The organism is Methanoculleus sp. UBA303, from assembly GCA_002501655.1.
Lineage (GTDB): Archaea > Halobacteriota > Methanomicrobia > Methanomicrobiales > Methanoculleaceae > Methanoculleus.
Genome location: DANY01000012.1, coordinates 1 through 21,079, shown reverse-complemented (window position 1 = coordinate 21,079; position 21,079 = coordinate 1). Strand labels below are relative to the sequence as shown.

Sequence of the window (21,079 nt, the reverse complement as noted above, 5' to 3'; positions counted from 1 at the left end):
TCTCTTCACGAGATTACGCAAACCAGCGGCATAAACCTACCCTTTCGCCGCTCCCGGGTCAGATGTCCTCTCCCACCGCCATGCAGGGGTACTTCTCCCGGGGATACCTGCCCTGGATAGACTCGCGGACGAACTGCTCCCGTGACGGAGCTGTGAGGAGGGTGTCGTAGACCTCTTTTTTGACGCCGACATAGCGGTAGGCGTGCCCGCTCCCGCAGATGACGAGGAGCGCCTTCGTTGTGGGGTCGTAACCGATCGACCTGATGCCGGTAGGCCCGGCTGACTGTTGGGACATACCGGCCGGTGTGGTCGGTGGTGATGATAGTGGTTGCGGCGGTACCGTCGGAGACCGCACCCGTCACCGGACCTTCTCGTAGGGGTAGCGCAGCCGGATGAAATCCCCGAAGTACCGGCCCTTCGACCGGGCCGCAAGAAGCCCCTCGTAGACGGTGGGCGGCACCCCGACGTACTGGTAGACCCCGCCGCTATGGAACTCGATCTCCAGAACTTCATCTTCCGGGTCGTAACCGGCGGACTTGATGTTGGTGGACTCGACGGTCTGGCGCTGCATGGGCGGGGGTAGAGGGGATGAGCGGGGATAAGGGTTGCGGGCGATGGGGACGATCACCCGAAGAACGGAGTTACGGCTTGACAGAGATGAATCCGGTCTCCGGCACCCTGTCGTAGAGCGTCCTGTTGAACTTGTCGGGGTTGATATGGACCTCGCCCGTTCCAAATTTCGTCTCGTATCCGGACGACATCCATTCCCGGACCTGGTCGGTGAGCGGGATCTCGGCGCTGCTCAGCACGAGGGCTGTCTCGACGGCAAGGTTCATCCTCCCGTCGTCGCTTAAGAGTTCCAGGGGGACGCTTGCAAAGATACTGTCGCCCTGCATGGTGACGAGGTGCCGGGCACTTTTCGCTCCGAATACGCCGCCGGTATCCCCCACCAGCACCGCACCCAGCCTCCCGTTGTAGAGAGAGTAGACGAGAGCCGACTCGAAGAGGCCGTCCGCGGCCTGATCGGTATCGAAGAAGACCGTGGTTACGGCTCCGTCGTCCGGCTCAAGGCTCGCATAGGTGACCTTCACGAGGAAGACGTTTCCTGCATACCCGGTCTCAACCGAGGCGATGTCGTCGCCGTCGTAGCCGAATCCTGCCGAATCGCCCACGCGGTCAGCGGTCTGGACCGGTCCGGCCCCGGTGTACGAGAGAAGGGGCCGGACCTCCCCTGTCCCGGAATCGAGCGCCCCAACCCCCGCATCCGGGACCTGGTCCGATGCCCCGGAGGTGGTCAGCTCGTCGAGCGAGAAAGAGTCAAGGATGATGCTTGTCCTTCCGTCGTCAGGCCCGAGCAGGGCAAGCGGGATCCGGAAGAAGACCTGGTTGCCAGCAGCGAGGAACATGGCGTCGTTGTACGGGACTCCGAGGGGAACCCCCACCGTCTCCGCGTAGCCCCCTTCCGCGAATCCGGGACTGGTCTTCTCCAGGCTCACGCCGGTTCCGAGCGTGGGTCCGATCGTGTAGTCCAGGCGGTAATCGATCCCGAACGACGGCGGTGCTTCTTCGGCGTTCATGAACCCTGTAGCCAGGTTCTGGTCCGCGTCGATGAGGACCCAGCCCTTCAGGTCCCCTCCCGGATAACCGCCTCCGCTCTCGACAGCGGTCCCATAGGTCACCAGGATGTCGAGCACGCCGTCGTGAACGTCCGTACTGAGGACCGTAACGTCACCGGACGGAGCATCCCCCGCCCGGTCGTCAAGTTTGCTGCTCACCCGTGCAGCCCCGTCCGGGACCTTCACTTCACCGCTCCCGGCGTTCATGACGCCATAATCCGGGGCCCGGTCAAAGGCGAGCGCCTCCATCGTCCCGGTGTAGACGGCGGCAAAGAGATCCGGGGCCGCGTCGCCGCTCTCGGGTATCTCGAGGGGAACTGCGATATCCACCCGGTTCGCGCTGCAGGAGAGGGTAGCCTCGCTCACCGGCTCGTCGTTCAAGGTCGCGGAGACGACAGGCTCGGCGTAAACGATCGGCATGATGGAGAAGGCGTAGACGTAATCCGCGCCGGTCCCTTCCCGGTAACCCGTCGAAAGGTTCCGGTCGGCGTCGATGAAGACTGCGCCGCCGTAACTCCCTGCGGGGTCCCGGGCAAGGTCGAGCCGGACATACAGGACGCCCCCACGGACGTCGCAGGAGAGGGCGGTGATATCAGGGTCCGGGAAATCCCCCGCCGGATCGGCCACCCCGGCGGCAGAGGCGCACGCCGCGACATGAGCAAGGAGCAACGCCGGAAGTATGAACAGCACGTAACTCCGCCTTCGGTTCTCCTGCGCCATCGGCCCCGGGTGTGCAGGTGACGGGAGGAGATAAAGGTGCCTGACGCGGAGCTATCCGGCGGTTCCTTCGGATAGGCTTCCGCGGCAGGAAGACTGCCATAAAGTTTGTTTGATCCTGTTTCCCCCGAATAACCTCCTTCCCGGAGCAATCCACAGTGACGGTCCCTGCAACCCGGCATGCTGAGGCGGGGATTACAACCGCCGGTGTTGCGGACCTGGCGCCGTCCCGCCCTACATCGCCGTGGTGAGGGCCGCGAACGCCGCGAGTGCGAGGAGCGCGAGGAAGGCAAGCACTCCGGCCATCCAGGCGACCATGAAGAGGATAACCATCGCCAGACGCACCTCCCGGAACGGGACGGTCCCGGCGTTCATCCGCCGCGCCGTGACCCAGGCGTCGTAGATACCGAAGAGCCAGGCGGCAACCCCGGGAATGAGCATCACGAGAAGCCCCGCGAACACCCCGAAGAGCACCAGAAGACCCTTCACCGTCTCTCCGTTGTAGACCTGTCCGAGCCCGGGGAAGAGGAGAGAGAGCCCCGCCGAAAACACCGGGTTCTTCGCCTCCCGCGCCGGAGCATCCGTCCCTGCCGCCGGAGTGCCCACTCCGGGGATTTCAGCAGATTCCATCATAGTTCCTGGAATGAGGTGCTCTTCGGGGGAAGAAGGAGGTTTCGGCTCGTCCATAGGGGAGGTCCGTCAGACTCATAACCTTCAAGCGCCATCCCCTGCTTGAGGAAACCTGCATGGTGCGGACACACGTAACCCCCGGAGAAGCAAAGGCGATGGGCGAGCAGCTCGGCATAACCTGGAAAGAGTTCGGTGTTGAACAGTTCCGGCGCGGCATGGTCGTGGAACTCGAGCACGGCCTCCGCGACCCGACGACGAACGTCACCGACGACGACCTCTTCCTGACGGCGAAGATAGCGCTCGCGCACTTAAACGAGTTTCCCGACTACTACGACCGGCTCGATGAGATGGAGGAGAAGGCGGAGGCTTACTGGGCGGGGCAAAAAGCGCAGGGCTGAGGCGGTCACCGCCACAACAGTCCGGCCGTAACGATCGATACCGCCGCAGGGGCGACCGGCAGGAGGAGAAGACCGGCGAAGATCGCAGATCCCGATCAGCGTCCCGGCCGGGGAGAGAGATGCGCAACAACTATCGCCCGTACATGGCAACCATGACGTATGGAACGGCGCCCGACAGCAGAATGGATCAAGATACGGCAGCGGCGGGTCATCGATGAGAGAGAGTACTACGCCGACAGGCTCTACGAGACCCGGCGTGACGCAACCTCCTACGCCCGTCAGCTGCAGAACCAGGAAAAGGATGTCCTCGTCCTCGGGACCGCCCACGAGGGCGGGCACCGGGGCTATGCCGTCTTCGTCAGGCGATAGGGGCGGTCTTTGCCGCACAGGCAGCCGCCCGCTGTCTGTCCGGTGGAGAGGTCAAATCGAGCACGGGCGGACGCCTTCGGCAGGGGTCAATAACAGAGTGGGGGGCGAACCCCATCCACATTCCCCGTTACTCCGTCGGCCAGAAGAGTGATATATTCCCCGTACGGCAGGAGTTAGTGGATTGAACCAATCGGTTCAACGTACCCGGCACTCCCGGATCGCCGGCCCCGTGCACCGATCCCGCCACTCGTCGTGGAGAACTCCCCGGACGTCGACGTCCTCAAAGACTCCCCACTTCCTGGCGTGCTCCCGGAGGTGCGCCTCATGCACCATCCCGCACTTCTCCATCACCCGGCCCGACGCCGGATTCCGGGAGAAGTGCATGGCGTAGACCCGGTGCAGCCCGAGGACCGAGAACCCGTACTCGATCACCGCCCGGGCGGCCTCGGTGGCATACCCCCGGCCCCAGCAGGATCGTGCAACCCAGTAGCCGAGCTCCGCCCGCCCGTGACGACGGTTGACCTCCACAAGCCCGGCCGCGCCCACGACGGCCCCGTCCCGGGTGACAGCGTAGATAACATGCATCCCATTCTCAAACCCGGGACGGTGCGTGGCAATCCAGGCCTCCGCTGCACCGTCAGGGTAGGGGTAGGGGATCTCGAGGGAGCAGGACGCGACCTCATAGTCGCCGGCGAGCCGCTGCACCTCGGAGGCATCTGCGAGGGTGAACGGCCGCAGGAGCAGCCGGTCGGTTACGAGGATAGGCTGTCCGGTCACAGGGATATCCCTCGCAGCGGTGGCGGGATATACGTCCCGGCGCGGGGAGCCGGCTCCCGGAGGATCCCCCAGATATCGACGTCCTCGTAGACGCCCCACTTCCTGACATGCTCCCGGAAGCAGCCTTCATGGAGCATCCCGCACTTCTCCATCACCCGGCCCGAGGCGGGGTTCCGGGAGAAGTGCATGGCATGGACCCGGTGCAGCCCGAGGACCGAGAACCCGTACTCGATCACCGCCCGCACCGCCTCGGTAGCATACCCCCGGCCCCAGCAGCGCCTCGCTATCCAGAACCCGAGCTCGCCGCGGGCGTGATCCGCATCGATGCGGAGACGGACGCCCCCGATCAGGCTACCCCCTGGAGCGAGCGTGACGGCGAAGGCCGCGGCGTCGCCGTGCCCGATGTCATCGCGGAGGGAGGCGATCCATATCTCGGCAAGGCCGTCCGGGTACGGGTAGGGGAGGAGAGTCGTCGCGGCAACGGCGTAGTCTCCGCAAAGCCGCTGCACCTCGGGGGCGTCAGCAATGTCGAACGGCCGCAGGTACAGGCGACCGGTTGCGAGGATAGGCTGCTTCTCCATGGATATGCTCATGGCGTTAGCCGGATATAAGCCCTGCCGCGCCGCCGGCCGGCCCGCAGGAGAGGATGGCCGGAAGACCTCCGGCAAAAGTTACCCACCCGACCGGACGACCTGCATGAAACCACCCCTGGTTATACCTTGAGGTCCCATCTGCCGGGATTACGCGGCGCAACAGGGATTATGGGCGCCCATGATCTCCCGTCCGGCATAAGAAAGCATAATAACCGCCCTATTCACAAATCAGCAACCTTTATTAATTTTTGTTCTGTATTCCATCATGCATGATCAAAGTCGCAATCAACGGCTACGGCACCATCGGTAAACGGGTCGCCGATGCGGTCGCCGCACAGCCCGATATGGAAGTGATAGGGGTCTCGAAGACGAGCGTCTCTGCTGAGGCATACATAGCAAAAGAGCGCGGATTTCCCCTGTACATCGCTGACCTCTCGAAGAAGCCGGCGTTCGAGAAGGCCGGCATCGAGGTCGCAGGCGACGTCGAGACGATGCTCCTCGCCGCCGACATCATCGTGGACGCCACTCCCGGCGGTGTCGGGGAGAAGAACCGACCGATCTATGAGCGCCTCGGCAAGAAGGCAATATTCCAGGGCGGCGAGGATCACGAGGTCGCCGGGTTCTCCTTCAACGCCCACGCGAACTACCGGGAGGCCGAAGGGCACCAGTTCGCCCGGATCGTCTCGTGCAACAGCACCGGGCTTGTCCGGCTCATCCACGCCATGGACCAGGCCTTCGGCGTCGACCGGGTCCGGGCGGTGATGGTCCGGCGCGGAGCGGACCCCGACGACATCAAGCGGGGACCAATCGACGCCATCGTCCTTAACCCGGTCAGCATCCCGAGCCACCACGGCCCTGACGTCCAGACCGTCCTCCCGCACATAAACATCGTCACCCTCGCGATGATCGTCCCGACGACGTTTATGCACATGCACTCGATACAGATGGACCTCAAGCGTGAGACCACCCGGGACGAGGTGCTGAAGGTCTTTGAGGACCATAGCCGCATCGGCATCGTTCGCAAGGCCACCGGGATCAAGAGTAACGCCCAGCTCCGGGAGTACACCCAGGACCTCGGCCGGCCGAGGACCGACCTCTGGGAGAACGGTGTCTTCGAGGAGTCGGTATCGGTGCTCGCCGGGAAGGAGTTCTACTGTTTCCAGGCCATCCACCAGGAGGCCGACGTCGTCCCCGAGAACATCGACTGCATCCGTGCCCTGATGGGAACGGCGAAGGATCCGGAAGAATCCATCCGGATGACCAACAAAGCGCTCGGCCTCGTCGCCATCGGGTGAACGGCCGGACCGGGGAGGAAGAACCATTAACTCTCCGGCAAACCCATTTCTTTTCATGGATCCGTACGAACTGGTGACCCGAAATACCGTAGAGGTCGTCACTGACGAGGAACTGCGCGCGCTCATCGACCGTCCGGTCAAGCGGGTCTACACCGGCTACGAGCCGAGCGGGGAGATCCACCTCGGCCATATGGTGACGGTGAACAAGCTGATGGACCTGCAGAAGGCTGGGTTCGAGGTGACGGTGCTCATCGCCGACCTTCACGCATTCCTGAACCGCAAAGGGACCATGGAGGAGATCCGGGAGATCGCCGAGTATAACCGCCGCTGCTTCGAGGGGCTCGGGCTTACCGGAGCGAAGTACGTCCTCGGGTCGGACGTGCAGCTCACGCCGGAGTATGAACTTGCAGTCCTGAAACTCTCCCAGGCGATCACCCTCAACCGGGCGAAGAGGAGCATGGACGAGGTCGGGCGGCAGATGGAGAACCCGACGGTCTCCCAGATGGTCTACCCGATCATGCAGATGGTCGATATCGCCACCCTCGGGGTGGACGCCGCCGTCGGCGGGATCGACCAGCGAAAGATTCACATGCTCGCGCGGGAACACCTCCCCTCAATCGGGTATCCGGCACCGGTCTGCATCCACACGCCGATCATCAGCGGCCTCGACGGGAAGAAGATGTCGTCGTCGGCCGGAAACGTCATATCGGTCGCTGATTCCGGAGAGGATATCAGGCAGAAGATGAAGAAGGCGTTCTGCCCGCCGGAGGTTGAGAACAACCCGGTGCTCCAGATCCTGCAGTACCACGTCTTCCCCCGAACCGGGGCGGTCACCATCCGCCGGCCCGCGAAGTTCGGCGGGGACCGGGAGTTTGCCGTCTATGAAGACCTTGAGCGGGCCTATGCCGCAGGCGAGATCCACGCGCTCGACCTGAAATCGGCGGCCGCCGACCACCTCATCGATATCCTCACCCCCGTACACGACTACGTCTGCAGCAGGTGATCCAACCGTGGGCCACGACGAAGAGCACGAGCGGTTCGACCGCGATATCGAGGCGATGGGCATCCGGGTAAAGGATGCCAACCTGATGAAGGTACGGGCCGACGTCTTCGACGAGGTCACCCTCATAGCGCTCTACAAACTCGTCCACAAAAAACTGATCTCGGTCATCGGCGGGCCGATCAGCACCGGAAAAGAGGCGAACGTCTTTTACGGTGAGCACGACGGGCGGGGGATCGCCATCAAGATCTACCGCATCCAGACGGCGAACTTCAAGGCGATGACCGAGTACCTGGCGGGAGACCGCCGGTTCGCGAGTGTCCGGGGGTCGCGCAAGGGCATCATATTCGCCTGGACGAAGAAGGAGTACAGCAACCTTGCGCGGGCGCACGACGTGGGGATCCCGGTCCCCGAACCCCTGGCGTTCGACCGCAACATCCTCCTGATGGAGTTCCTCGGCGAGGGAGAAACACCGTATCCCCAGCTCCGCAACGCCGAGATCGAGGACTACGGAGCGGTATACCGGCAGATCCTCGACTACGTGGAACGGCTCTACCGGGAGGCGCGCCTGGTCCATGCCGACCTCTCCGAATACAATATCCTCTATCACGAGAAACCATACCTGATCGATATGGGGCAGGCGGTCACCCCGGATCACCCGCGGGCGCCCGTGTTTCTGATCCGGGATATCAAGAACCTCAACAGATATTTCTCCCGCTACTGTGATGTGCCGGACGAGGAAGAGGTCCTCAGAGCGATCGCCGGCACCGGACACCGGGAGCCCTGAACACCGGGAGAAGGGATGAATCATGACCACACAGGAGATGAAAGTTTCAACAGCCAGGATCGGTGTACTCATCGGCAAGAGCGGGTCCACGAAACGCGATATCGAAGAGAAGACCGGGATAACCCTCTGGATTGACAGCGAGGAGGGTGTGGTGACGATCGAGGGGGAGGACCCCATCGCCGTCATGACGGCGACAAGCGTCGTCCAGGCGATCAACCGTGGGTTCTCGCCGGAGCGTGCGTTCCGGCTTCTCGAGGACGAGGATATGATGCTTGATGTCATCGATCTTGCCGACCTCTCGGAGACTGCCCGGCAGCTCGAGCGGCTCCGGGGCCGGATCATAGGCAAGGCGGGGACGTCGCGCGCCCAGATCGAGAATATGACCAGCACGGAGATATCAGTCCACGGGAAGACCGTCGCGATCATAGGCCTCCCGGAGCAGGCTGAGACCGCGAGGAAAGCGGTGGAGATGCTGATCCAGGGCGTGCCCCACGAGAACGTCTACGGGTACCTCGACCGGAAGAAGAAGGAAGCCAAGCAGTCGATGCTGGAGTACTACTCCTGATACGGCGGGCGAACCGATCCTGCCCATGGCCATAACAATATGCACGATACGTGGTTTGCAGTGGAAATGAAGGGGTATACATGGAGATAGCCGACCTCCCCGTCCCGCCGGATCTGGTGGCCGGCTACGCAGAACGCGGGATCACGGAACTCTACCCGCCGCAGGCAGCCTGCGTCGAAGCGGGGCTTTTCTCGGGGAAGAACCTCCTCATCGCCATCCCGACAGCGAGCGGTAAGACCCTGGTCGCAGAGATGGCGATGCACCACCAGGCGGGGAGGGGCGGCAAGTGCCTCTATATCGTCCCCCTGCGGGCGCTCGCGAGCGAGAAGTTCGATGAGTTCTCGGGGAAAGGCCTCCGCGTCGGTATCGCCACCGGCGACTTCGACCGGCGGGACGACTACCTGGGGAGAAACGACATCATCGTGGCGACGAGCGAGAAGGTGGACTCGCTCCTGCGGAACCGGACACCGTGGCTTGCAGAGATCACCCTGCTAGTCCTCGACGAGGCCCATCTCATCGATGACCCCTCCCGGGGTGCGACCCTCGAGATGCTGATAGCAAAACTCCGGCACAAAAACCCAGATATGCAGATCATCGCCCTCTCCGCCACTATTGGGAACCCCCGCGACCTGGCCGGGTGGCTGGATGCCGAACTCGTCGAGAGTGACTGGCGGCCGGTCGACCTCCGGGAAGGGGTCTTCTTCCAGGACGGCATCCGGTTTGCCGACAGCACCCGGGAGGTTGAACGCCGGAGCAAGTACGAGGACCTGGACCTCGTCCTCGACACCGTGGCGGAGGGGGGACAGTGCCTGGTCTTCGTCAGTTCCCGCAAAAACGCCGAGGCGTTTGCGAAACGCGCGGCGTCCGGGCTGAAGCTAGCAAACCCGACACTCGCGGGCTACGCCGATAAGATACGCTCGAACGCCGCGACCGATATGGGGAGGATGCTCGCCGCCTGCGTGGCGCAGGGGGCGGCGTTCCACCACGCGGGACTCGCGCGGGAGGAGCGCCGGATCGTCGAGCAGGGGTTCCGGGAGGGACAGATCAAGGCGATCGCCTCGACCCCGACGCTCGCGGCCGGCCTGAACCTCCCCGCCCGGCGGGTGATCGTCCGCGACTACCTCCGGTTCAACGCCGGGGAAGGAATGGTCCCGATACCGGTCCGGGAGTACCGGCAGATGGCCGGGCGGGCCGGGCGGCCGCACCTCGACCCTTACGGCGAGGCGGTCCTGATAGCAAAGTCCGAGGAGATGGTCGATGAACTCTTCGACTGCTACATCGGGGCGCCCGCCGAGGACGTCCGGAGCCGGTGCGCGAACGAAGCGGTCCTCTGCACCCACATCCTCTCGCTCATTGCGACCAACTTCGCCCGCGAGACAGGCGAGGTGCTCGGGTTCATGGACGGAACGTTCTACGCTCACCAGGGCGAGAGCCCGCTCGCGCTCTCGCGGGCGGTCCACCGGGTGCTCGAGTTCCTGCGAGAGGCCGAGATGATCACCGAGGTGGGGGAGTGGCTTGAGGCCACCGAGTACGGGTCGCTCGTCTCCCGGCTCTACATCGACCCCCGGAGCGCTGAGGTGATCGTGACGGCGATGGCCAGGCAGAAGAAGTACACTGATATCGGCCTCCTGCACCTCCTCTGCTCCACACCGGATATGCTGACGCTCTATGTCAGGAGGGACGACATGTACATCCTCGACCGGTTCCTCGCCGATCACCGGGACGACCTCTGGATGGAGATCCCCTGGGATGCGGGCGAGGGGTTCGACCGGAGTCTCAAGACAGCGCTCCTCCTCGCCGACTGGGCGGACGAGGTCGGTGAAGACGTTCTATGCGAGCGCTACAATGTCGGCCCGGGCGACATCTATGGAATGGTGGAGAGCGTCGCCTGGCTGGTCCACGCGAGCCGGCAACTCGCCGGGCTCTTTGCCCCGCACCTCGCGGGCCCGATCGAGGAGATGGAGCTCCGGACCAAACATGGTATCAAGAAGGAACTCCTGCCCCTCATCAGGCTCCGCGGAATAGGGCGGGTCCGGGCCCGCCGGCTCTTCAACAACAACCTCGGGTCGATCGAGGCGCTCCGCGCGGCCGGACCGGAGAAGGTCGGGAAGGTTCTCGGGCAGGGGATCGCCGCCAGGATATTCGAACAACTCGAAGGCGCGCGGGACGAGGTCGGGGAGCTCGCCGAGGGGCAGGCGACCCTCTCCCGATTCGGGTGAGCAAAAAATGGCAGAAGCAGCGTGCGATATCTATCCGGCGATCTTTACGGTCGATGAGAACGTCGTTTTCCTCCGGAAGGTCCGCCGGATCGCGGGCATTTGCGGGACCCATATCATCCTCTTCGACGCCGACCGCCTGGCAGGCCGCGATCATGTGGAAGCGGCGCTCCGGCATGCCTGGCGGTCGTGGACCAGAGGCGAGCCGATAGCGAACTCGATCGAGATGGAAGCGCTCCTCTACGCTGCGGGAACCCGACAGTGCCAGGTGGCCGCGTCCTTCGGGATTCATCCCGGGGAGAATCGGGCCTACATCGCCGTCTGTCCCCCGGCACCGGGCGTCCGGGACCGCCTTGCCGATCTCGTGACGTTCGTCGATGAGGACCGGGAGGAGACAATCGATCCCGCGAAGCGGGCGCGTCTCGCGGACTTCTTCGGTATCACACCTGAAGAGGTCGCGGTGGTGGGCGAGGCGCGGTTCCGCGACCTGGTGCTCGAGCGGGTGGCGCTCCTCGACGTCTACCGCTGACCCGACGACGCGTGGGTGAGAATGTGCCGGATCTCGGGGATGATGATCTCCCGGGCGGCGAGCGTGACCGCCTTCGTGGAGCCCGGGATACAGAAGACCGCCCGACCACCGATGACACCGGCGATCGCCCGCGAGAGGATCGCAGCGGTCCCGATCTCCTCGTAACTCTTCAGCCGGAAGAGTTCGCCGAACCCGTCGATCTTCTTCTCGAGCAGCGGCGCGACCGCCTCGATGGTCACGTCGTCGGGCGTGAGCCCGGTACCCCCGGTGATGATGACGCAGGTTGCACGTGAAAGGGCAACATAGACCTCGGTGCGGATCCGCGCGAGATCGTCGGGTACCACAACGTAATGGGTCACCTCGATGCCGGCGGCGGAAAGGAGGTCGATGAGCGCCTTACCGCTGGCATCAGTCTCAGATCTCCGGCTCGATGAGACGGTGATGACGGCACCGGTCACGGTGAGGGATTTAAGATGACTACTCTCCATAGGATCTTCCAGTACTCCTGTACCGCGTATTTTACTTCTTTGTATCCCCCGGTTGGAGGAGTTCAATCCCCGACCCCTTTGTTTCGACTGGAACTCCAGAGGTTCTCCGGGGCTGGAAGGGGTGATCGACGCGGCGAAGGGGAGGGGCCCCGGATCCCTGGCTGATCGATCGGAGGTCATTGGGGATGGTTGAGAGGGATCCAGAACGGTAAGAGACCGGGTTCGGTGGAGGAAGAAGAGAGATCCGGGATGGCGGGAGAGGAGAGCCAGCCGGGATAACCGATCTCATCCATGAGACGATCCTCTCATCCATCAGGGGAGCAACCTGGTGCCCGGGGGAGATATGATCCGGTTCACCGGGGTAGTGAGTCCCGCTATCCTGTGTTCTCTTCATGCCGTACCCCTCTCTTCCCACTTCCTGTTCTCTCCTCTCCAGTTCCCTGTTCTCTTCTCTTCTCACTCTGTATCCCTCTTCTCCAGCTCTGTGCTCTTCTTTCTTCATCCAGTACTGCTGCAATAGAATTACAATAGAATTATATGTCTTGAGTTGCAGAGGTACACATGACTATTATCATCATCTTTGATTGAATGATACACCCTGTGTATCATCATCACTCTCCACACGAAACAAAGGGGTGGGGGTGATCCCCGGATCCCCTTCCCGAGATCATTACCATCCTGATCAGTCATCCCAATTTCACCAGCAACCTATCGAGCAGTTCACCAGTATTCCGCCGACAGCCGACCGGTCCTGAGTTCCACTGGAAACGAAGGGGTTATCAGCCCTTGAAACGATCATATTAAGGGTTCACGGCACGAAAATTTCCTGTCCTGGCAACCCCCTCCGGTGACACCATGTCGGACGATAAGACCAACCCAATGGGACTATTCAAAAAATACCTGACCAATAGGCGTATATTTAAGAACAGGGAAGTGCTGCGCCACAGCTATCGTCCCCACATCCTTCCTCACCGGAAACCGCAGATCGATGAGCTCGCCTCGATCCTTGCGCCTGCTCTCAACAACGAGACACCGTCAAACATCCTCATCTACGGCAAGACCGGGACCGGGAAGACGGCCTCGGTCCGGTATGTCGGGACGGAACTCGAGAACGCGAGCGCCCTCGCCGGGACAAAGTGCAGGATCGTCCACCTCAACTGTGAAGTGATCGATACCCAGTACCGGGTCCTCGCCCAGATTGCAAACTGCCTCGACGACGCCGACCAGCACCCGAGCGACACCCCCCGGAACCTCATCCCGATGACTGGATGGCCGACTGACCAGGTCTACATGGAGCTGAAGAACCAGCTCGAGAGCAGCGGCGGGGTCATGGTCATCATCCTCGACGAGATCGACAAACTCGTCAAGAAGAGCGGCGACGACACCCTCTACAACCTCACCCGGATCAACTCCGATCTGAAGTTCGCGAAGGTCAGCATCATCGGGATCTCAAACGACCTCCGGTTCACCGACTTCCTGGACCCCCGGGTCCTCTCTTCGCTCTCTGAGGAGGAGATCGTCTTCCCCCCCTACAACGCCCCGCAGCTCTGCGACATCCTCCAGCAGAGGGCCGATATGGCGTTTGTCGAGGGGGCGCTCGACGAGGCGGTCATCCCGCTCTGTGCGGCGCTCGCGGCGCAGGAGCACGGCGACGCCCGGCGGGCCCTTGACCTCCTCCGGGTCTCGGGGGAACTCGCAGACCGCGAGAACGCCGCGGGCGTGGGTGAGAAGCATGTTCGGATGGCCCAGGAGAAGATCGAGACCGACAGCATGGTGGAGTGCGTCTCCACCCTCCCGACCCAGAGCAAGGCGGTCCTCTACGCGATGCTCATCCTCGAACAGATGGGCAAACGGATCTTCACGAGCGGCGAGGTGACGGTGGTCTACCAGGAGATCGCCCGGATCATCGACCTCGACGTCCTGACGCACCGCCGGATCACGGACCTCATCTCCGAACTCAACATGCTCGGCGTCATCAACACCCGTGTTGTCTCGCGGGGCCGCTACGGCCGGACGAAGGAGATGTGGTTCGACGCAACGACGAGTAAGATCGAAGAGGTCGTCACGCGTGACCCAAGGCTTGTCGACCAGAGGCTCAAAGAACTCGACATCAATCGCTTAAGAGCAATGTTCAGGTGAAACTATGGATGAAAAGGACCGTATCCTTCTCCAGGAGTTGGAGGAGAACTGCCGTACCCCGGTGAGCGAACTCGCGGTGCTGGCCGAAGTGAGTGAGCAGGATGCACAAGACCGGATCGGCCGGCTGGAAGCGGCTGGCGTCATCCGCCGCTATGGAGCGGTCGTCGACTGGGAGCGGTCCGGCGACGGCAACGTCGCCGCGGTGATCGAGCTGAAGGTCTCGCCCGAACGGGACTTCGGCTACGACCGGATCGCAGAGCGGATCGCCCGGTTCCCGCAGGTCCGGTCGCTCCGGCTGATGACCGGGACCTACGACCTCCAGCTGCTGGTGGCCGGGTCGAGCATGCACGAGATCGCCCGGTTCGTAGCCGAGCAGATCGCCCCGATGGACCGGATCCGGGAGACAGCGACGCATATCATCATGAAGACCTACAAGGAGAACGGCACCACCTTCGCCGGGCGCGAAGAGGTTGAGCGTCTCCCCTACTCGTTCTGAGGTGCGGCTCATGAGGGATTTCGTCTCGGCACGGGCCCGCGCCATACCCCCTTCGGGTATCCGGAGGTTCTTTGATATCGCCCAGACTATGGAGGACGTCATATCCCTGGGTGTCGGCGAACCGGACTTCGTGACCCCCTGGTGCGTCTGTGAGGCGTCTATCTACTCCATCGAGCAGGGATCGACCGCCTACACCTCGAACAAGGGGACACCCCAACTTCGGGGCGCCATCAGCCGCTACCTCGATACCCGGTTCGGAGTCAACTACAACACCGATGAGGAGATCATCGTGACCTGCGGCGTCTCGGAAGCGGCTGATATCGCCATCCGGGCCGTCGTGGACCCGGGCGACGAAGTGCTGATCGCCGAGCCCTGCTACGTCTCCTATACTCCCTGTGTCTCCCTCACTGGCGGGATCCCGGTGACCGTCCCCTGCCGGGCGGAGGACGAGTTCCGGCTGACGGCCGATGCGCTCATGGAACGTATCACCCCGCGGACGAAGGCCCTGATAGCGAACTTTCCGAACAACCCCACCGGCGGGGTGATGCAGGAGGCGGACTGGCGCGCTGTCGCCGACGTCCTGGTCGACCACGACCTCCTCCTCATCAGCGACGAGGTCTACGCCGAGCTCACCTATGATGGCGATCACTTCGCGCCGGCGACGATCCCCGAAATCCGCGACCGGACGATCACCTTAAACGGGTTCTCGAAGGCCTTCGCCATGACCGGGTGGCGGATCGGCTACCTCTGCGCCCCGCCGGCGATCACAGCGGCGGCCCTGAAGATCCACCAGTACGTCGCGCTCTGTGCCCCCGTCATGGGGCAGGTTGCGGCCTACGAGGCGCTCCGGATCGGGGAAGCGGAGAAGGATGCCATGGTCCGGGAGTACCGGCTCCGGCGGAACCTCTTCGTCGACGGATTGAACAAACTTGGTCTTACCTGCCATCTTCCGAAGGGTGCGTTCTACGCCTTCCCCTCGGTGGAGAGCACCGGCATGACCGATACCGAGTTTGCCGAGTCACTCCTCCGCGAGCAGCATGTGGCGGTCGTCCCGGGAAGCGTCCTCGGGCCGTCAGGTGCCGGGCACGTGCGGTGCGCCTACGCGGTCTCGCGGGACGATCTCAAAGAGGCGCTCTCCCGGATGGGCGCCTTCCTGGACTCGGTGAAATAGAAACACCTCCGTACGCGTCCCCGGACAGAATCAAAACTTTTTTATCCGGCACCCCTGCCTGAACTGTCGTCGGTCTGGTGTCCGACAGAAGAATGACGGGCAGGGAACCCCTTTATTTCCACTGGAGATGTGGATTTATTCAGGGATTCCAAGTGCCCGGGATCTCGTCGCGCCCATACCGGGGTACGCATCCCGTCCCCCAAACCCCGGGCAGATCGTCGGGTTCGCATCCGCGCTCCGGGAAAAAAATCCGATTACAGATCAGCATGCCGCTCCCGGCAAAAGCTCGATACGGCGGCCTTGAATTATCAGGAAATGAAGTTTCCAGTGGAAATGAAGGGGTCCAGATCATGATGTCAACCGTGCCTTAGACGATCTGCGGCCACGAAGGTTGATATACGATGGCCTTCTACCGCCGGAAACGCGGGATATCCGCATATAATGACGAAATGACGGAGAGACCTGCCCGGGCGCTCCGCGCCCTACGGGAGATCCGTCCTGTCACAGAGGATACCTTCTGTAGCCCGGGTTCCGGGAAACCCCGGTCTGGCGCCCGCCTCCGGGGGCGCGGAACGGCATGGAGCGAGCGGGGCAGGGACCGGTAGAACGTGGTTGTCTTTAAGCAGGATGGTTGCTCTCCCGGTATCACATTGTAACGTTTATCAGCATGTATCACTCCATCCTACTTGATAGAACAATGAGTTGTACTATTATCGTCGGCGGATTCTTTGGTGACGAGGGCAAGGGAAAGATCGTAGCCCACATCGCTCACCAGGATAGACCATCCATCATCTCCCGGGGCGGCGTCGGCCCGAACGCAGGGCACACTGTCTGTATCGGAGATAAAGAGTACGGTGTCAGGATGGTCCCCTCGGGGTTCGTCTACCCGGAAGCGGCCCTCATGATCGGGAGCGGCGTGCTCGTCGACCCCCGGGTCTTCCTGCGGGAGGTTGACCTGCTCGGTGTCCGGGACAGGACCTTTGTCGACGGGCGGTGCGGTGTCATCGAAGAGGAACATATCGCCCGGGACAGGGCGAGCGAGCATCTCAGGGATAAGATCGGAAGCACCGGAACTGGGTGCGGACCGGCCAACTCGGATCGCGTCCTCCGGACATCCCGGCAGGCGAAAGATGTCCCGGAGCTGGCGGACTACATCACCGATGTGGCAGAGGACGTCAATTGCGCCCTGGATGAGGATAAGGTGGTGCTCCTTGAGGGGACCCAGGGCTTCGGCATATCGCTCTACTTCGGGACCTACCCCTACGTGACCAGCAAGGACACGTCCGCCTCGCAGATCGCTGCTGATAACGGCGTCGGCCCGACCCGGATCGACGACGTCATCGTCGTCTTCAAGGCCTACCCGACCCGGGTCGGTGAGGGTCCTTTTGCAACCGAGATGCCGATGGAGCGGTCGCATGAGCTCGGTATCGAGGAGTTCGGCACCGTCACCCGTCGCCAGCGCCGCATCGGCACCTGGGACGCGAAGATGGCTCGCTACTCAGCGATGATCAACGGGTGCACCCAGGCGGCGATCACCGGCATCGACCGGATCGACCCGGCCTGTTTCGGCGCGACGGACTACGACCGGCTGACCGTGAAGGCGAAGGACTTCATTGCGCAGGCCGAGAAGGATATCGGCAAGCCTGTCACCCTGATCTCGACGGGCCCCGAGATGTCCCAGATCATCGATCTTCGGGGCGAGTTATGAGGCGGGATCTCGTTGAGATCCTCTGCTGCCCGGTCTGCAAGGGCGATCTCCTGCTGACCGTGACCGAAGAGAACGGCGGAGAGGTGCTGGAGGGCATCCTCCGGTGCGCGGCCTGCCGCGTCGACTACCCCATCAGTGAAGGCATCCCGAACCTCCTCCCGCAGACGGTCTGTGAGGGCTGATATCGCCGATGTCGGAGATTCATCTCAACCGCCGGGGGATCAACGCTATCGAGGTTCCGGGTGAGGTGGAGACGATGCCGGGGGGCGTCCTCACCCTCCATATCATCAACCACGGCTCGCCGCTCCATATCTCCCTCACCTCGACGAACTCATCGACCTTCACCGATTTTTTCCACGAGAACCTCTACGTGGACCAGAATGAGGAGTTCCACATACCCATCCGGGAGGGCGCCTACCCCGGGGTCTTTTCCGTTGAGGTCATCGCCGGGTACGGCGCCCGAAGGGCACAATTCCGTGTCGTCGTCAGGGAGCGGGCGGCACCGGAACCCGAGCCGGAACCGGCCTCCACGACGGCACCCTTCCAGGCGGTGTCGCTCCCATGGCGCCCTTATGTTCCGGTTCTCGCTCTCGGCGCCGCCGCTCTGGTCCTCTACGGCCTCTGGCTCGCTTACCGGGTTGATCTCTTAAACGCCGCTGCGTTTGCGGTGCTGCTCATCGGGGTCATCCTCGCATGGTTGCGGCAGCGGTCGTAGTCGCCGCGTCGCTGCTGGTGGACCGGCTGGTCGGCGACCCGCACTCCCGGTACCATCCGGTGGCGGTCCTCGGCCGGTTCATCGGGTGGTGGGGAGTTCCGGCCCGCTATCCGGCCCGCATCCAGCGGGCGGCCGGGGTCACGGGGACCGTCGCGACCGTGGCGCTCTTCGCCGCCCCGTTCGTCCTCGTTCAGTTCGCCGCCCCGTGGTATCTCTATCTCCTCCTCGCGCCCTTTCTCCTCAAGGCCTGCCTGGCCTGGCGGGCGCTCGAGGAGCATACCGCCGCCGTGGTGCAAGCGCTCGGGGACGGCGGCATCGATGCGGGTCGCTCACAGGTCGGCATGATGGTGAGCCGGGATACGGCGCGCCTCGAGCGTGAGCACGTCCTCTCGGCCGCCTACGAGTCGATGACCGAGAACCTCGTGGACAGCATCATTTCCCCGCTCTTCTACTTCGGGGTCTTCGGCCTCGCCGGGGCGGCGGCCTTCCGGGCGATCAATACCCTGGACGCGATGCTCGGCTACCGGGACGAGCGCCTCCGCATCGGGTGGTTCCCGGCCCGCGCCGACGACGTCGCGAACTTCATCCCGGCCCGGATCACCGGCATCATCCTGCTCGCCTACTTCGCCGCGAGGGGTCGGTTTGCCCCGGCGTATGCGGCGCTCCGCCGGGATGCAAAAAAGCGCCCCGGGTTCAACGGCGGGATTCCGATGGCCGTCATCGCCGGGGGCGTCGGTGTCAGGCTCGAGAAGCCCGGGGTCTACACGCTTGGGGACCCGGAGCGGACGCTTACGGAGGCGGGCGCTGAGGTTGTCCGCGCTGTCCGGGCGGCGACGATCATCTTTGCGATCCTGGAGATCGCCGCACTATTTTTATTGGGGTCCATGAGCTATACATAGGAGTAATGAAACTCGAGGAACTGAGATTTGGCACCGAGCTGATCAAGCGCGGCTTTGCGTCGATGCAGAAGGGAGGCGTCATCATGGACGTTATCAACGCAGAGCAGGCAGAGCTCGCCGAAGAGGCCGGTGCCGTCGCCGTCATGGCGCTTGAGAGAGTCCCTGCCGATATCAGAGCGGTCGGGGGCGTGGCCCGCATGGCCGACCCGCAGAAGGTCGTCGAGATCATCGATGCGGTCTCCATCCCGGTGATGGGGAAGGCCCGGATCGGCCACTTTGTCGAGGCGCAGATCCTGGAAGCGCTCGGCGTGGATATGGTCGACGAGAGCGAGGTGCTGACCCCGGCGGATGAGCAGTTCCATATCGATAAGACCCGGTTCGGGGTCCCGTTCGTCTGCGGCGCCCGGAACCTCGGGGAGGCACTTCGCCGGGTCAACGAGGGAGCGGCTATGATCCGGACGAAGGGCGAGGCCGGCACCGGCAACGTCGTGGAAGCGGTTCGCCATATGCGGGCGATCATGGGCGGGATCAGGGCGCTGAAAGGGCTGGACGGCCAGGAACTCGTTGACCGGGCCCGGGATATCGAGGCGCCGGCGGAACTCGTCATCGAGTGCGCAAACCTCGGCCGGCTCCCGGTGGTGAACTTCTCGGCTGGCGGCATCGCGACGCCCGCCGATGCGGCGCTTATGATGCAGCTTGGGGCCGACGGCGTCTTTGTCGGGTCGGGGATCTTTAAGTCTGCAAACCCCGAGATGACCGCCCGGGCGATCGTGGAGGCGGTGAACCATTACGATGAGCCGAAGGTCATCGCCGAGGTGAGCAAGGGTCTCGGTGAGGCGATGAAGGGCCTCGATATCCACATGCTCCGCGAAGATGAGGTGCTGCAGACCCGTGGGCGTTAAGGTCGGTGTTCTCGCGCTCCAGGGCGATGTCAGCGAGCACATTGCGGCGTTCCGTCAGGCGCTCGCGGACCGGCCGGGTTCAATGGTCATCCCGGTTCGGCACACGGAAGACCTCGCAGGCCTCGACGCCCTCGCTATACCGGGCGGAGAGTCCACCACCATCTCCCGGCTGATAGAAAAGAACGGGCTCTATGAGCCGCTCGCGGAGTTCGAGGGCGGGGTATTCGCCACCTGCGCCGGTATGGTGCTTGCGGCGGACCGGGTTGACGATCCACGGGTGCGGACCTTAAACCTCATCTCGATGCACGTGACGCGGAACGCCTTCGGGCGGCAGGTCGACTCCCGGGAGGTGCTTCTCGCGGTGAAGGGTCTCTCCGAGCCGTTCCGGGCGGTCTTCATCCGGGCCCCGGTGGCGACGGAGGCGGGACCCGGCACGGAGGTACTCGCCCGCATCCCGGAGGGGATCGTGGCGGTCAGGAACGGCCGGCATATGGCGTTCGCCTTCCACCCGGAGCTCGGCGGGGACTTACGCCTGCACCGGATGTTTCTTGAGGGGCTCGGGGTATAAGGCCCCGGTATTCCGACATTTTTACCTTCCGGCGTTGCCCATGAACCGCCGTGCCCATGCCTCACCTTCGGTGGTCAGCCGGTAGATGATCCAGTTCCCCTGCGCCTCGCCGATGATCAGCCCGGCCTTCTTCAGGACGGAGAGGTGGTAGGATAACTTTGAATCCGCTATCCCGAGCACCACCTTGATGACGCAGACGCAGAGCGGCTGCACGGCAAGCATCGCGAGGATCTTGAGGCGGAGGGGGTCGGCGAGTGCGCGGTGGAGAGCGCTCTCTCTTTCCAGGACGTCGTCCCCCGGTAGCCTCCCCGTCAGCCCTGCGATGCCCCCGCACCGACAGAGCGCCTCCTCGACCTCCGGCGGGAGGGGTAGCGTATCTTCCCGGCACTCGTTCTTCTCCGTCACCTCATCATCTCCCTGCTTCAAACTTATGTCAACTACCCCCCCCTAACGGAGTGGGCTTGCAGCTGGGGCCCCTTGCGGGGCACAGGGCTGCAATTT

26 protein-coding genes are annotated in these 21,079 nt (G+C 63.3%); 17 read left to right on the top strand and 9 right to left on the bottom strand.

The window, feature by feature from the left end:
• Positions 1 to 58: 58 nt before the first annotated feature.
• The 4 genes from BP846_RS02710 to BP846_RS02695 form a co-directional block, all read right to left on the bottom strand.
• The gene (locus tag BP846_RS02710; protein ID WP_292392507.1) at positions 59 to 295 is read right to left on the bottom strand and encodes a KTSC domain-containing protein; all 237 of its coding nucleotides are present in this window, start codon (positions 293 to 295) and stop codon (positions 59 to 61) included.
• Between the two features lie 63 nt (positions 296 to 358).
• A complete protein-coding gene (locus tag BP846_RS02705) occupies positions 359 to 571 on the bottom strand; it encodes a KTSC domain-containing protein (RefSeq protein WP_292392506.1) in 213 nt (70 codons plus the stop codon).
• A 70-nt stretch (positions 572 to 641) separates the two neighbouring features.
• Positions 642 to 2,336, bottom strand: coding sequence for a hypothetical protein (locus BP846_RS02700; RefSeq protein WP_292392505.1), 1,695 nt, complete (start codon positions 2,334 to 2,336; stop codon positions 642 to 644).
• Positions 2,337 to 2,567: 231 nt separating this feature from the next.
• Positions 2,568 to 2,963: a hypothetical protein gene (locus BP846_RS02695; protein WP_292392504.1), complete on the bottom strand. Its 396-nt coding sequence runs from the start codon at positions 2,961 to 2,963 to the stop codon at positions 2,568 to 2,570.
• Positions 2,964 to 3,079: 116 nt separating this feature from the next.
• On the opposite strand from BP846_RS02695, the gene BP846_RS02690 reads away from it, so the two are divergent.
• Together BP846_RS02690 and BP846_RS02685 are read left to right on the top strand one after the other, a co-directional pair.
• Positions 3,080 to 3,361, top strand: coding sequence for a DUF5661 family protein (locus tag BP846_RS02690; RefSeq protein WP_292392503.1), 282 nt, complete (start codon positions 3,080 to 3,082; stop codon positions 3,359 to 3,361).
• Between the two features lie 159 nt (positions 3,362 to 3,520).
• A complete protein-coding gene (locus BP846_RS02685) occupies positions 3,521 to 3,730 on the top strand; it encodes a hypothetical protein (RefSeq protein ID WP_292392502.1) in 210 nt (69 codons plus the stop codon).
• A gap of 195 nt (positions 3,731 to 3,925) precedes the next feature.
• Here BP846_RS02685 and BP846_RS02680 read toward each other — a convergent pair whose 3' ends face one another.
• The gene (locus BP846_RS02680) at positions 3,926 to 4,507 is read right to left on the bottom strand and encodes a GNAT family N-acetyltransferase (protein ID WP_292392501.1); all 582 of its coding nucleotides are present in this window, start codon (positions 4,505 to 4,507) and stop codon (positions 3,926 to 3,928) included.
• On the bottom strand, positions 4,504 to 5,088 hold the full coding sequence (locus tag BP846_RS02675; protein ID WP_292392500.1) for a GNAT family N-acetyltransferase: 585 nt from the start codon (positions 5,086 to 5,088) through the stop codon (positions 4,504 to 4,506). The genes BP846_RS02680 and BP846_RS02675 overlap by 4 nt, the downstream gene beginning before the upstream one ends.
• Before the next feature lie 281 nt (positions 5,089 to 5,369).
• Between BP846_RS02675 and BP846_RS02670 the strand changes: the two genes are divergently transcribed.
• From BP846_RS02670 to cgi121, 6 genes are all read left to right on the top strand, one after another.
• Entirely contained in the window at positions 5,370 to 6,395 is a 1,026-nt protein-coding gene (locus tag BP846_RS02670) for a type II glyceraldehyde-3-phosphate dehydrogenase (protein ID WP_292392499.1), read from the top strand.
• A 55-nt stretch (positions 6,396 to 6,450) separates the two neighbouring features.
• Positions 6,451 to 7,398 carry a tyrosine--tRNA ligase gene (locus BP846_RS02665; protein ID WP_292392498.1) on the top strand — a complete coding sequence of 316 codons (948 nt, stop codon included), beginning with the start codon at positions 6,451 to 6,453 and terminating at the stop codon, positions 7,396 to 7,398.
• Positions 7,399 to 7,405: 7 nt separating this feature from the next.
• The gene (locus tag BP846_RS02660; protein ID WP_292392497.1) at positions 7,406 to 8,182 is read left to right on the top strand and encodes a serine protein kinase RIO; all 777 of its coding nucleotides are present in this window, start codon (positions 7,406 to 7,408) and stop codon (positions 8,180 to 8,182) included.
• Positions 8,183 to 8,204: 22 nt separating this feature from the next.
• Positions 8,205 to 8,747, top strand: a complete 543-nt coding sequence (locus BP846_RS02655; protein ID WP_292392496.1) for a KH domain-containing protein — start codon at positions 8,205 to 8,207, stop codon at positions 8,745 to 8,747.
• A gap of 80 nt (positions 8,748 to 8,827) precedes the next feature.
• A complete protein-coding gene (locus BP846_RS02650) occupies positions 8,828 to 10,966 on the top strand; it encodes an ATP-dependent DNA helicase (protein WP_292392495.1) in 2,139 nt (712 codons plus the stop codon).
• Positions 10,967 to 10,973: 7 nt separating this feature from the next.
• Complete coding sequence (cgi121, locus tag BP846_RS02645; protein WP_292392494.1) at positions 10,974 to 11,492, top strand: KEOPS complex subunit Cgi121; 519 nt, start codon at positions 10,974 to 10,976, stop codon at positions 11,490 to 11,492.
• On the opposite strand, the gene BP846_RS02640 is transcribed toward cgi121, so the two are convergent.
• Positions 11,483 to 11,980: a MogA/MoaB family molybdenum cofactor biosynthesis protein gene (locus BP846_RS02640; protein WP_292392493.1), complete on the bottom strand. Its 498-nt coding sequence runs from the start codon at positions 11,978 to 11,980 to the stop codon at positions 11,483 to 11,485. The two genes, cgi121 and BP846_RS02640, sit on opposite strands and share 10 nt — an antisense overlap.
• Positions 11,981 to 12,011: 31 nt before the next feature.
• On the bottom strand, positions 12,012 to 12,482 hold the full coding sequence (locus BP846_RS02635) for a hypothetical protein (protein ID WP_292392492.1): 471 nt from the start codon (positions 12,480 to 12,482) through the stop codon (positions 12,012 to 12,014).
• A gap of 353 nt (positions 12,483 to 12,835) precedes the next feature.
• Between BP846_RS02635 and BP846_RS02630 the strand changes: the two genes are divergently transcribed.
• From BP846_RS02630 to pdxT, 9 genes are all read left to right on the top strand, one after another.
• The gene (locus tag BP846_RS02630) at positions 12,836 to 14,119 is read left to right on the top strand and encodes an ORC1-type DNA replication protein (protein ID WP_292392491.1); all 1,284 of its coding nucleotides are present in this window, start codon (positions 12,836 to 12,838) and stop codon (positions 14,117 to 14,119) included.
• A gap of 4 nt (positions 14,120 to 14,123) precedes the next feature.
• Positions 14,124 to 14,615, top strand: a complete 492-nt coding sequence (locus BP846_RS02625) for an Lrp/AsnC family transcriptional regulator (protein WP_292392490.1) — start codon at positions 14,124 to 14,126, stop codon at positions 14,613 to 14,615.
• 10 nt (positions 14,616 to 14,625) lie between these two features.
• Positions 14,626 to 15,786, top strand: a complete 1,161-nt coding sequence (locus BP846_RS02620) for an aminotransferase class I/II-fold pyridoxal phosphate-dependent enzyme (RefSeq protein ID WP_292392489.1) — start codon at positions 14,626 to 14,628, stop codon at positions 15,784 to 15,786.
• Positions 15,787 to 16,483: 697 nt separating this feature from the next.
• Positions 16,484 to 17,494 carry an adenylosuccinate synthetase gene (locus BP846_RS02615; protein ID WP_292392488.1) on the top strand — a complete coding sequence of 337 codons (1,011 nt, stop codon included), beginning with the start codon at positions 16,484 to 16,486 and terminating at the stop codon, positions 17,492 to 17,494.
• Positions 17,491 to 17,676, top strand: coding sequence for a methytransferase partner Trm112 (locus BP846_RS02610; RefSeq protein WP_292392487.1), 186 nt, complete (start codon positions 17,491 to 17,493; stop codon positions 17,674 to 17,676). The genes BP846_RS02615 and BP846_RS02610 overlap by 4 nt, the downstream gene beginning before the upstream one ends.
• 8 nt (positions 17,677 to 17,684) lie before the next feature.
• Positions 17,685 to 18,209, top strand: coding sequence for a DUF7524 family protein (locus BP846_RS02605; protein ID WP_292392486.1), 525 nt, complete (start codon positions 17,685 to 17,687; stop codon positions 18,207 to 18,209).
• Positions 18,188 to 19,108, top strand: coding sequence for an adenosylcobinamide-phosphate synthase CbiB (gene cbiB / locus BP846_RS02600; protein ID WP_292392485.1), 921 nt, complete (start codon positions 18,188 to 18,190; stop codon positions 19,106 to 19,108). The genes BP846_RS02605 and cbiB overlap by 22 nt, the downstream gene beginning before the upstream one ends.
• A 5-nt stretch (positions 19,109 to 19,113) precedes the next feature.
• Positions 19,114 to 20,010 (top strand): pyridoxal 5'-phosphate synthase lyase subunit PdxS, encoded by an 897-nt coding sequence (gene pdxS, locus BP846_RS02595; RefSeq protein ID WP_292392484.1) that lies wholly within the window; start codon positions 19,114 to 19,116, stop codon positions 20,008 to 20,010.
• Positions 20,000 to 20,578 (top strand): pyridoxal 5'-phosphate synthase glutaminase subunit PdxT, encoded by a 579-nt coding sequence (gene pdxT / locus BP846_RS02590; protein ID WP_292392483.1) that lies wholly within the window; start codon positions 20,000 to 20,002, stop codon positions 20,576 to 20,578. The genes pdxS and pdxT overlap by 11 nt, the downstream gene beginning before the upstream one ends.
• A 21-nt stretch (positions 20,579 to 20,599) precedes the next feature.
• Here pdxT and BP846_RS02585 read toward each other — a convergent pair whose 3' ends face one another.
• A complete protein-coding gene (locus tag BP846_RS02585; protein ID WP_394339950.1) occupies positions 20,600 to 20,983 on the bottom strand; it encodes an ArsR/SmtB family transcription factor in 384 nt (127 codons plus the stop codon).
• Between the last annotated feature and the right edge of the window lie 96 nt (positions 20,984 to 21,079).

Coding starts and splice junctions, on each gene's coding strand:
- BP846_RS02620 (WP_292392489.1), top strand. CDS start 14,626: ATGAGGGATTTCGTCTCGGCACGGGCCCGCGCCATACCCCCTTCGGGT.
- BP846_RS02685 (WP_292392502.1), top strand. CDS start 3,521: ATGGAACGGCGCCCGACAGCAGAATGGATCAAGATACGGCAGCGGCGG.
- BP846_RS02710 (WP_292392507.1), bottom strand. CDS start 295: ATGTCCCAACAGTCAGCCGGGCCTACCGGCATCAGGTCGATCGGTTAC.
- cgi121 (WP_292392494.1), top strand. CDS start 10,974: ATGGCAGAAGCAGCGTGCGATATCTATCCGGCGATCTTTACGGTCGAT.
- BP846_RS02650 (WP_292392495.1), top strand. CDS start 8,828: ATGGAGATAGCCGACCTCCCCGTCCCGCCGGATCTGGTGGCCGGCTAC.
- BP846_RS02655 (WP_292392496.1), top strand. CDS start 8,205: ATGACCACACAGGAGATGAAAGTTTCAACAGCCAGGATCGGTGTACTC.
- BP846_RS02675 (WP_292392500.1), bottom strand. CDS start 5,088: ATGGAGAAGCAGCCTATCCTCGCAACCGGTCGCCTGTACCTGCGGCCG.
- cbiB (WP_292392485.1), top strand. CDS start 18,188: ATGGTTGCGGCAGCGGTCGTAGTCGCCGCGTCGCTGCTGGTGGACCGG.
- BP846_RS02610 (WP_292392487.1), top strand. CDS start 17,491: ATGAGGCGGGATCTCGTTGAGATCCTCTGCTGCCCGGTCTGCAAGGGC.
- BP846_RS02615 (WP_292392488.1), top strand. CDS start 16,484: ATGAGTTGTACTATTATCGTCGGCGGATTCTTTGGTGACGAGGGCAAG.
- BP846_RS02705 (WP_292392506.1), bottom strand. CDS start 571: ATGCAGCGCCAGACCGTCGAGTCCACCAACATCAAGTCCGCCGGTTAC.
- BP846_RS02695 (WP_292392504.1), bottom strand. CDS start 2,963: ATGGAATCTGCTGAAATCCCCGGAGTGGGCACTCCGGCGGCAGGGACG.
- BP846_RS02690 (WP_292392503.1), top strand. CDS start 3,080: ATGGTGCGGACACACGTAACCCCCGGAGAAGCAAAGGCGATGGGCGAG.
- BP846_RS02605 (WP_292392486.1), top strand. CDS start 17,685: ATGTCGGAGATTCATCTCAACCGCCGGGGGATCAACGCTATCGAGGTT.
- BP846_RS02640 (WP_292392493.1), bottom strand. CDS start 11,980: ATGGAGAGTAGTCATCTTAAATCCCTCACCGTGACCGGTGCCGTCATC.
- BP846_RS02635 (WP_292392492.1), bottom strand. CDS start 12,482: ATGAAGAAAGAAGAGCACAGAGCTGGAGAAGAGGGATACAGAGTGAGA.
- BP846_RS02670 (WP_292392499.1), top strand. CDS start 5,370: ATGATCAAAGTCGCAATCAACGGCTACGGCACCATCGGTAAACGGGTC.
- BP846_RS02625 (WP_292392490.1), top strand. CDS start 14,124: ATGGATGAAAAGGACCGTATCCTTCTCCAGGAGTTGGAGGAGAACTGC.
- BP846_RS02630 (WP_292392491.1), top strand. CDS start 12,836: ATGTCGGACGATAAGACCAACCCAATGGGACTATTCAAAAAATACCTG.
- BP846_RS02700 (WP_292392505.1), bottom strand. CDS start 2,336: ATGGCGCAGGAGAACCGAAGGCGGAGTTACGTGCTGTTCATACTTCCG.
- pdxS (WP_292392484.1), top strand. CDS start 19,114: ATGAAACTCGAGGAACTGAGATTTGGCACCGAGCTGATCAAGCGCGGC.
- BP846_RS02665 (WP_292392498.1), top strand. CDS start 6,451: ATGGATCCGTACGAACTGGTGACCCGAAATACCGTAGAGGTCGTCACT.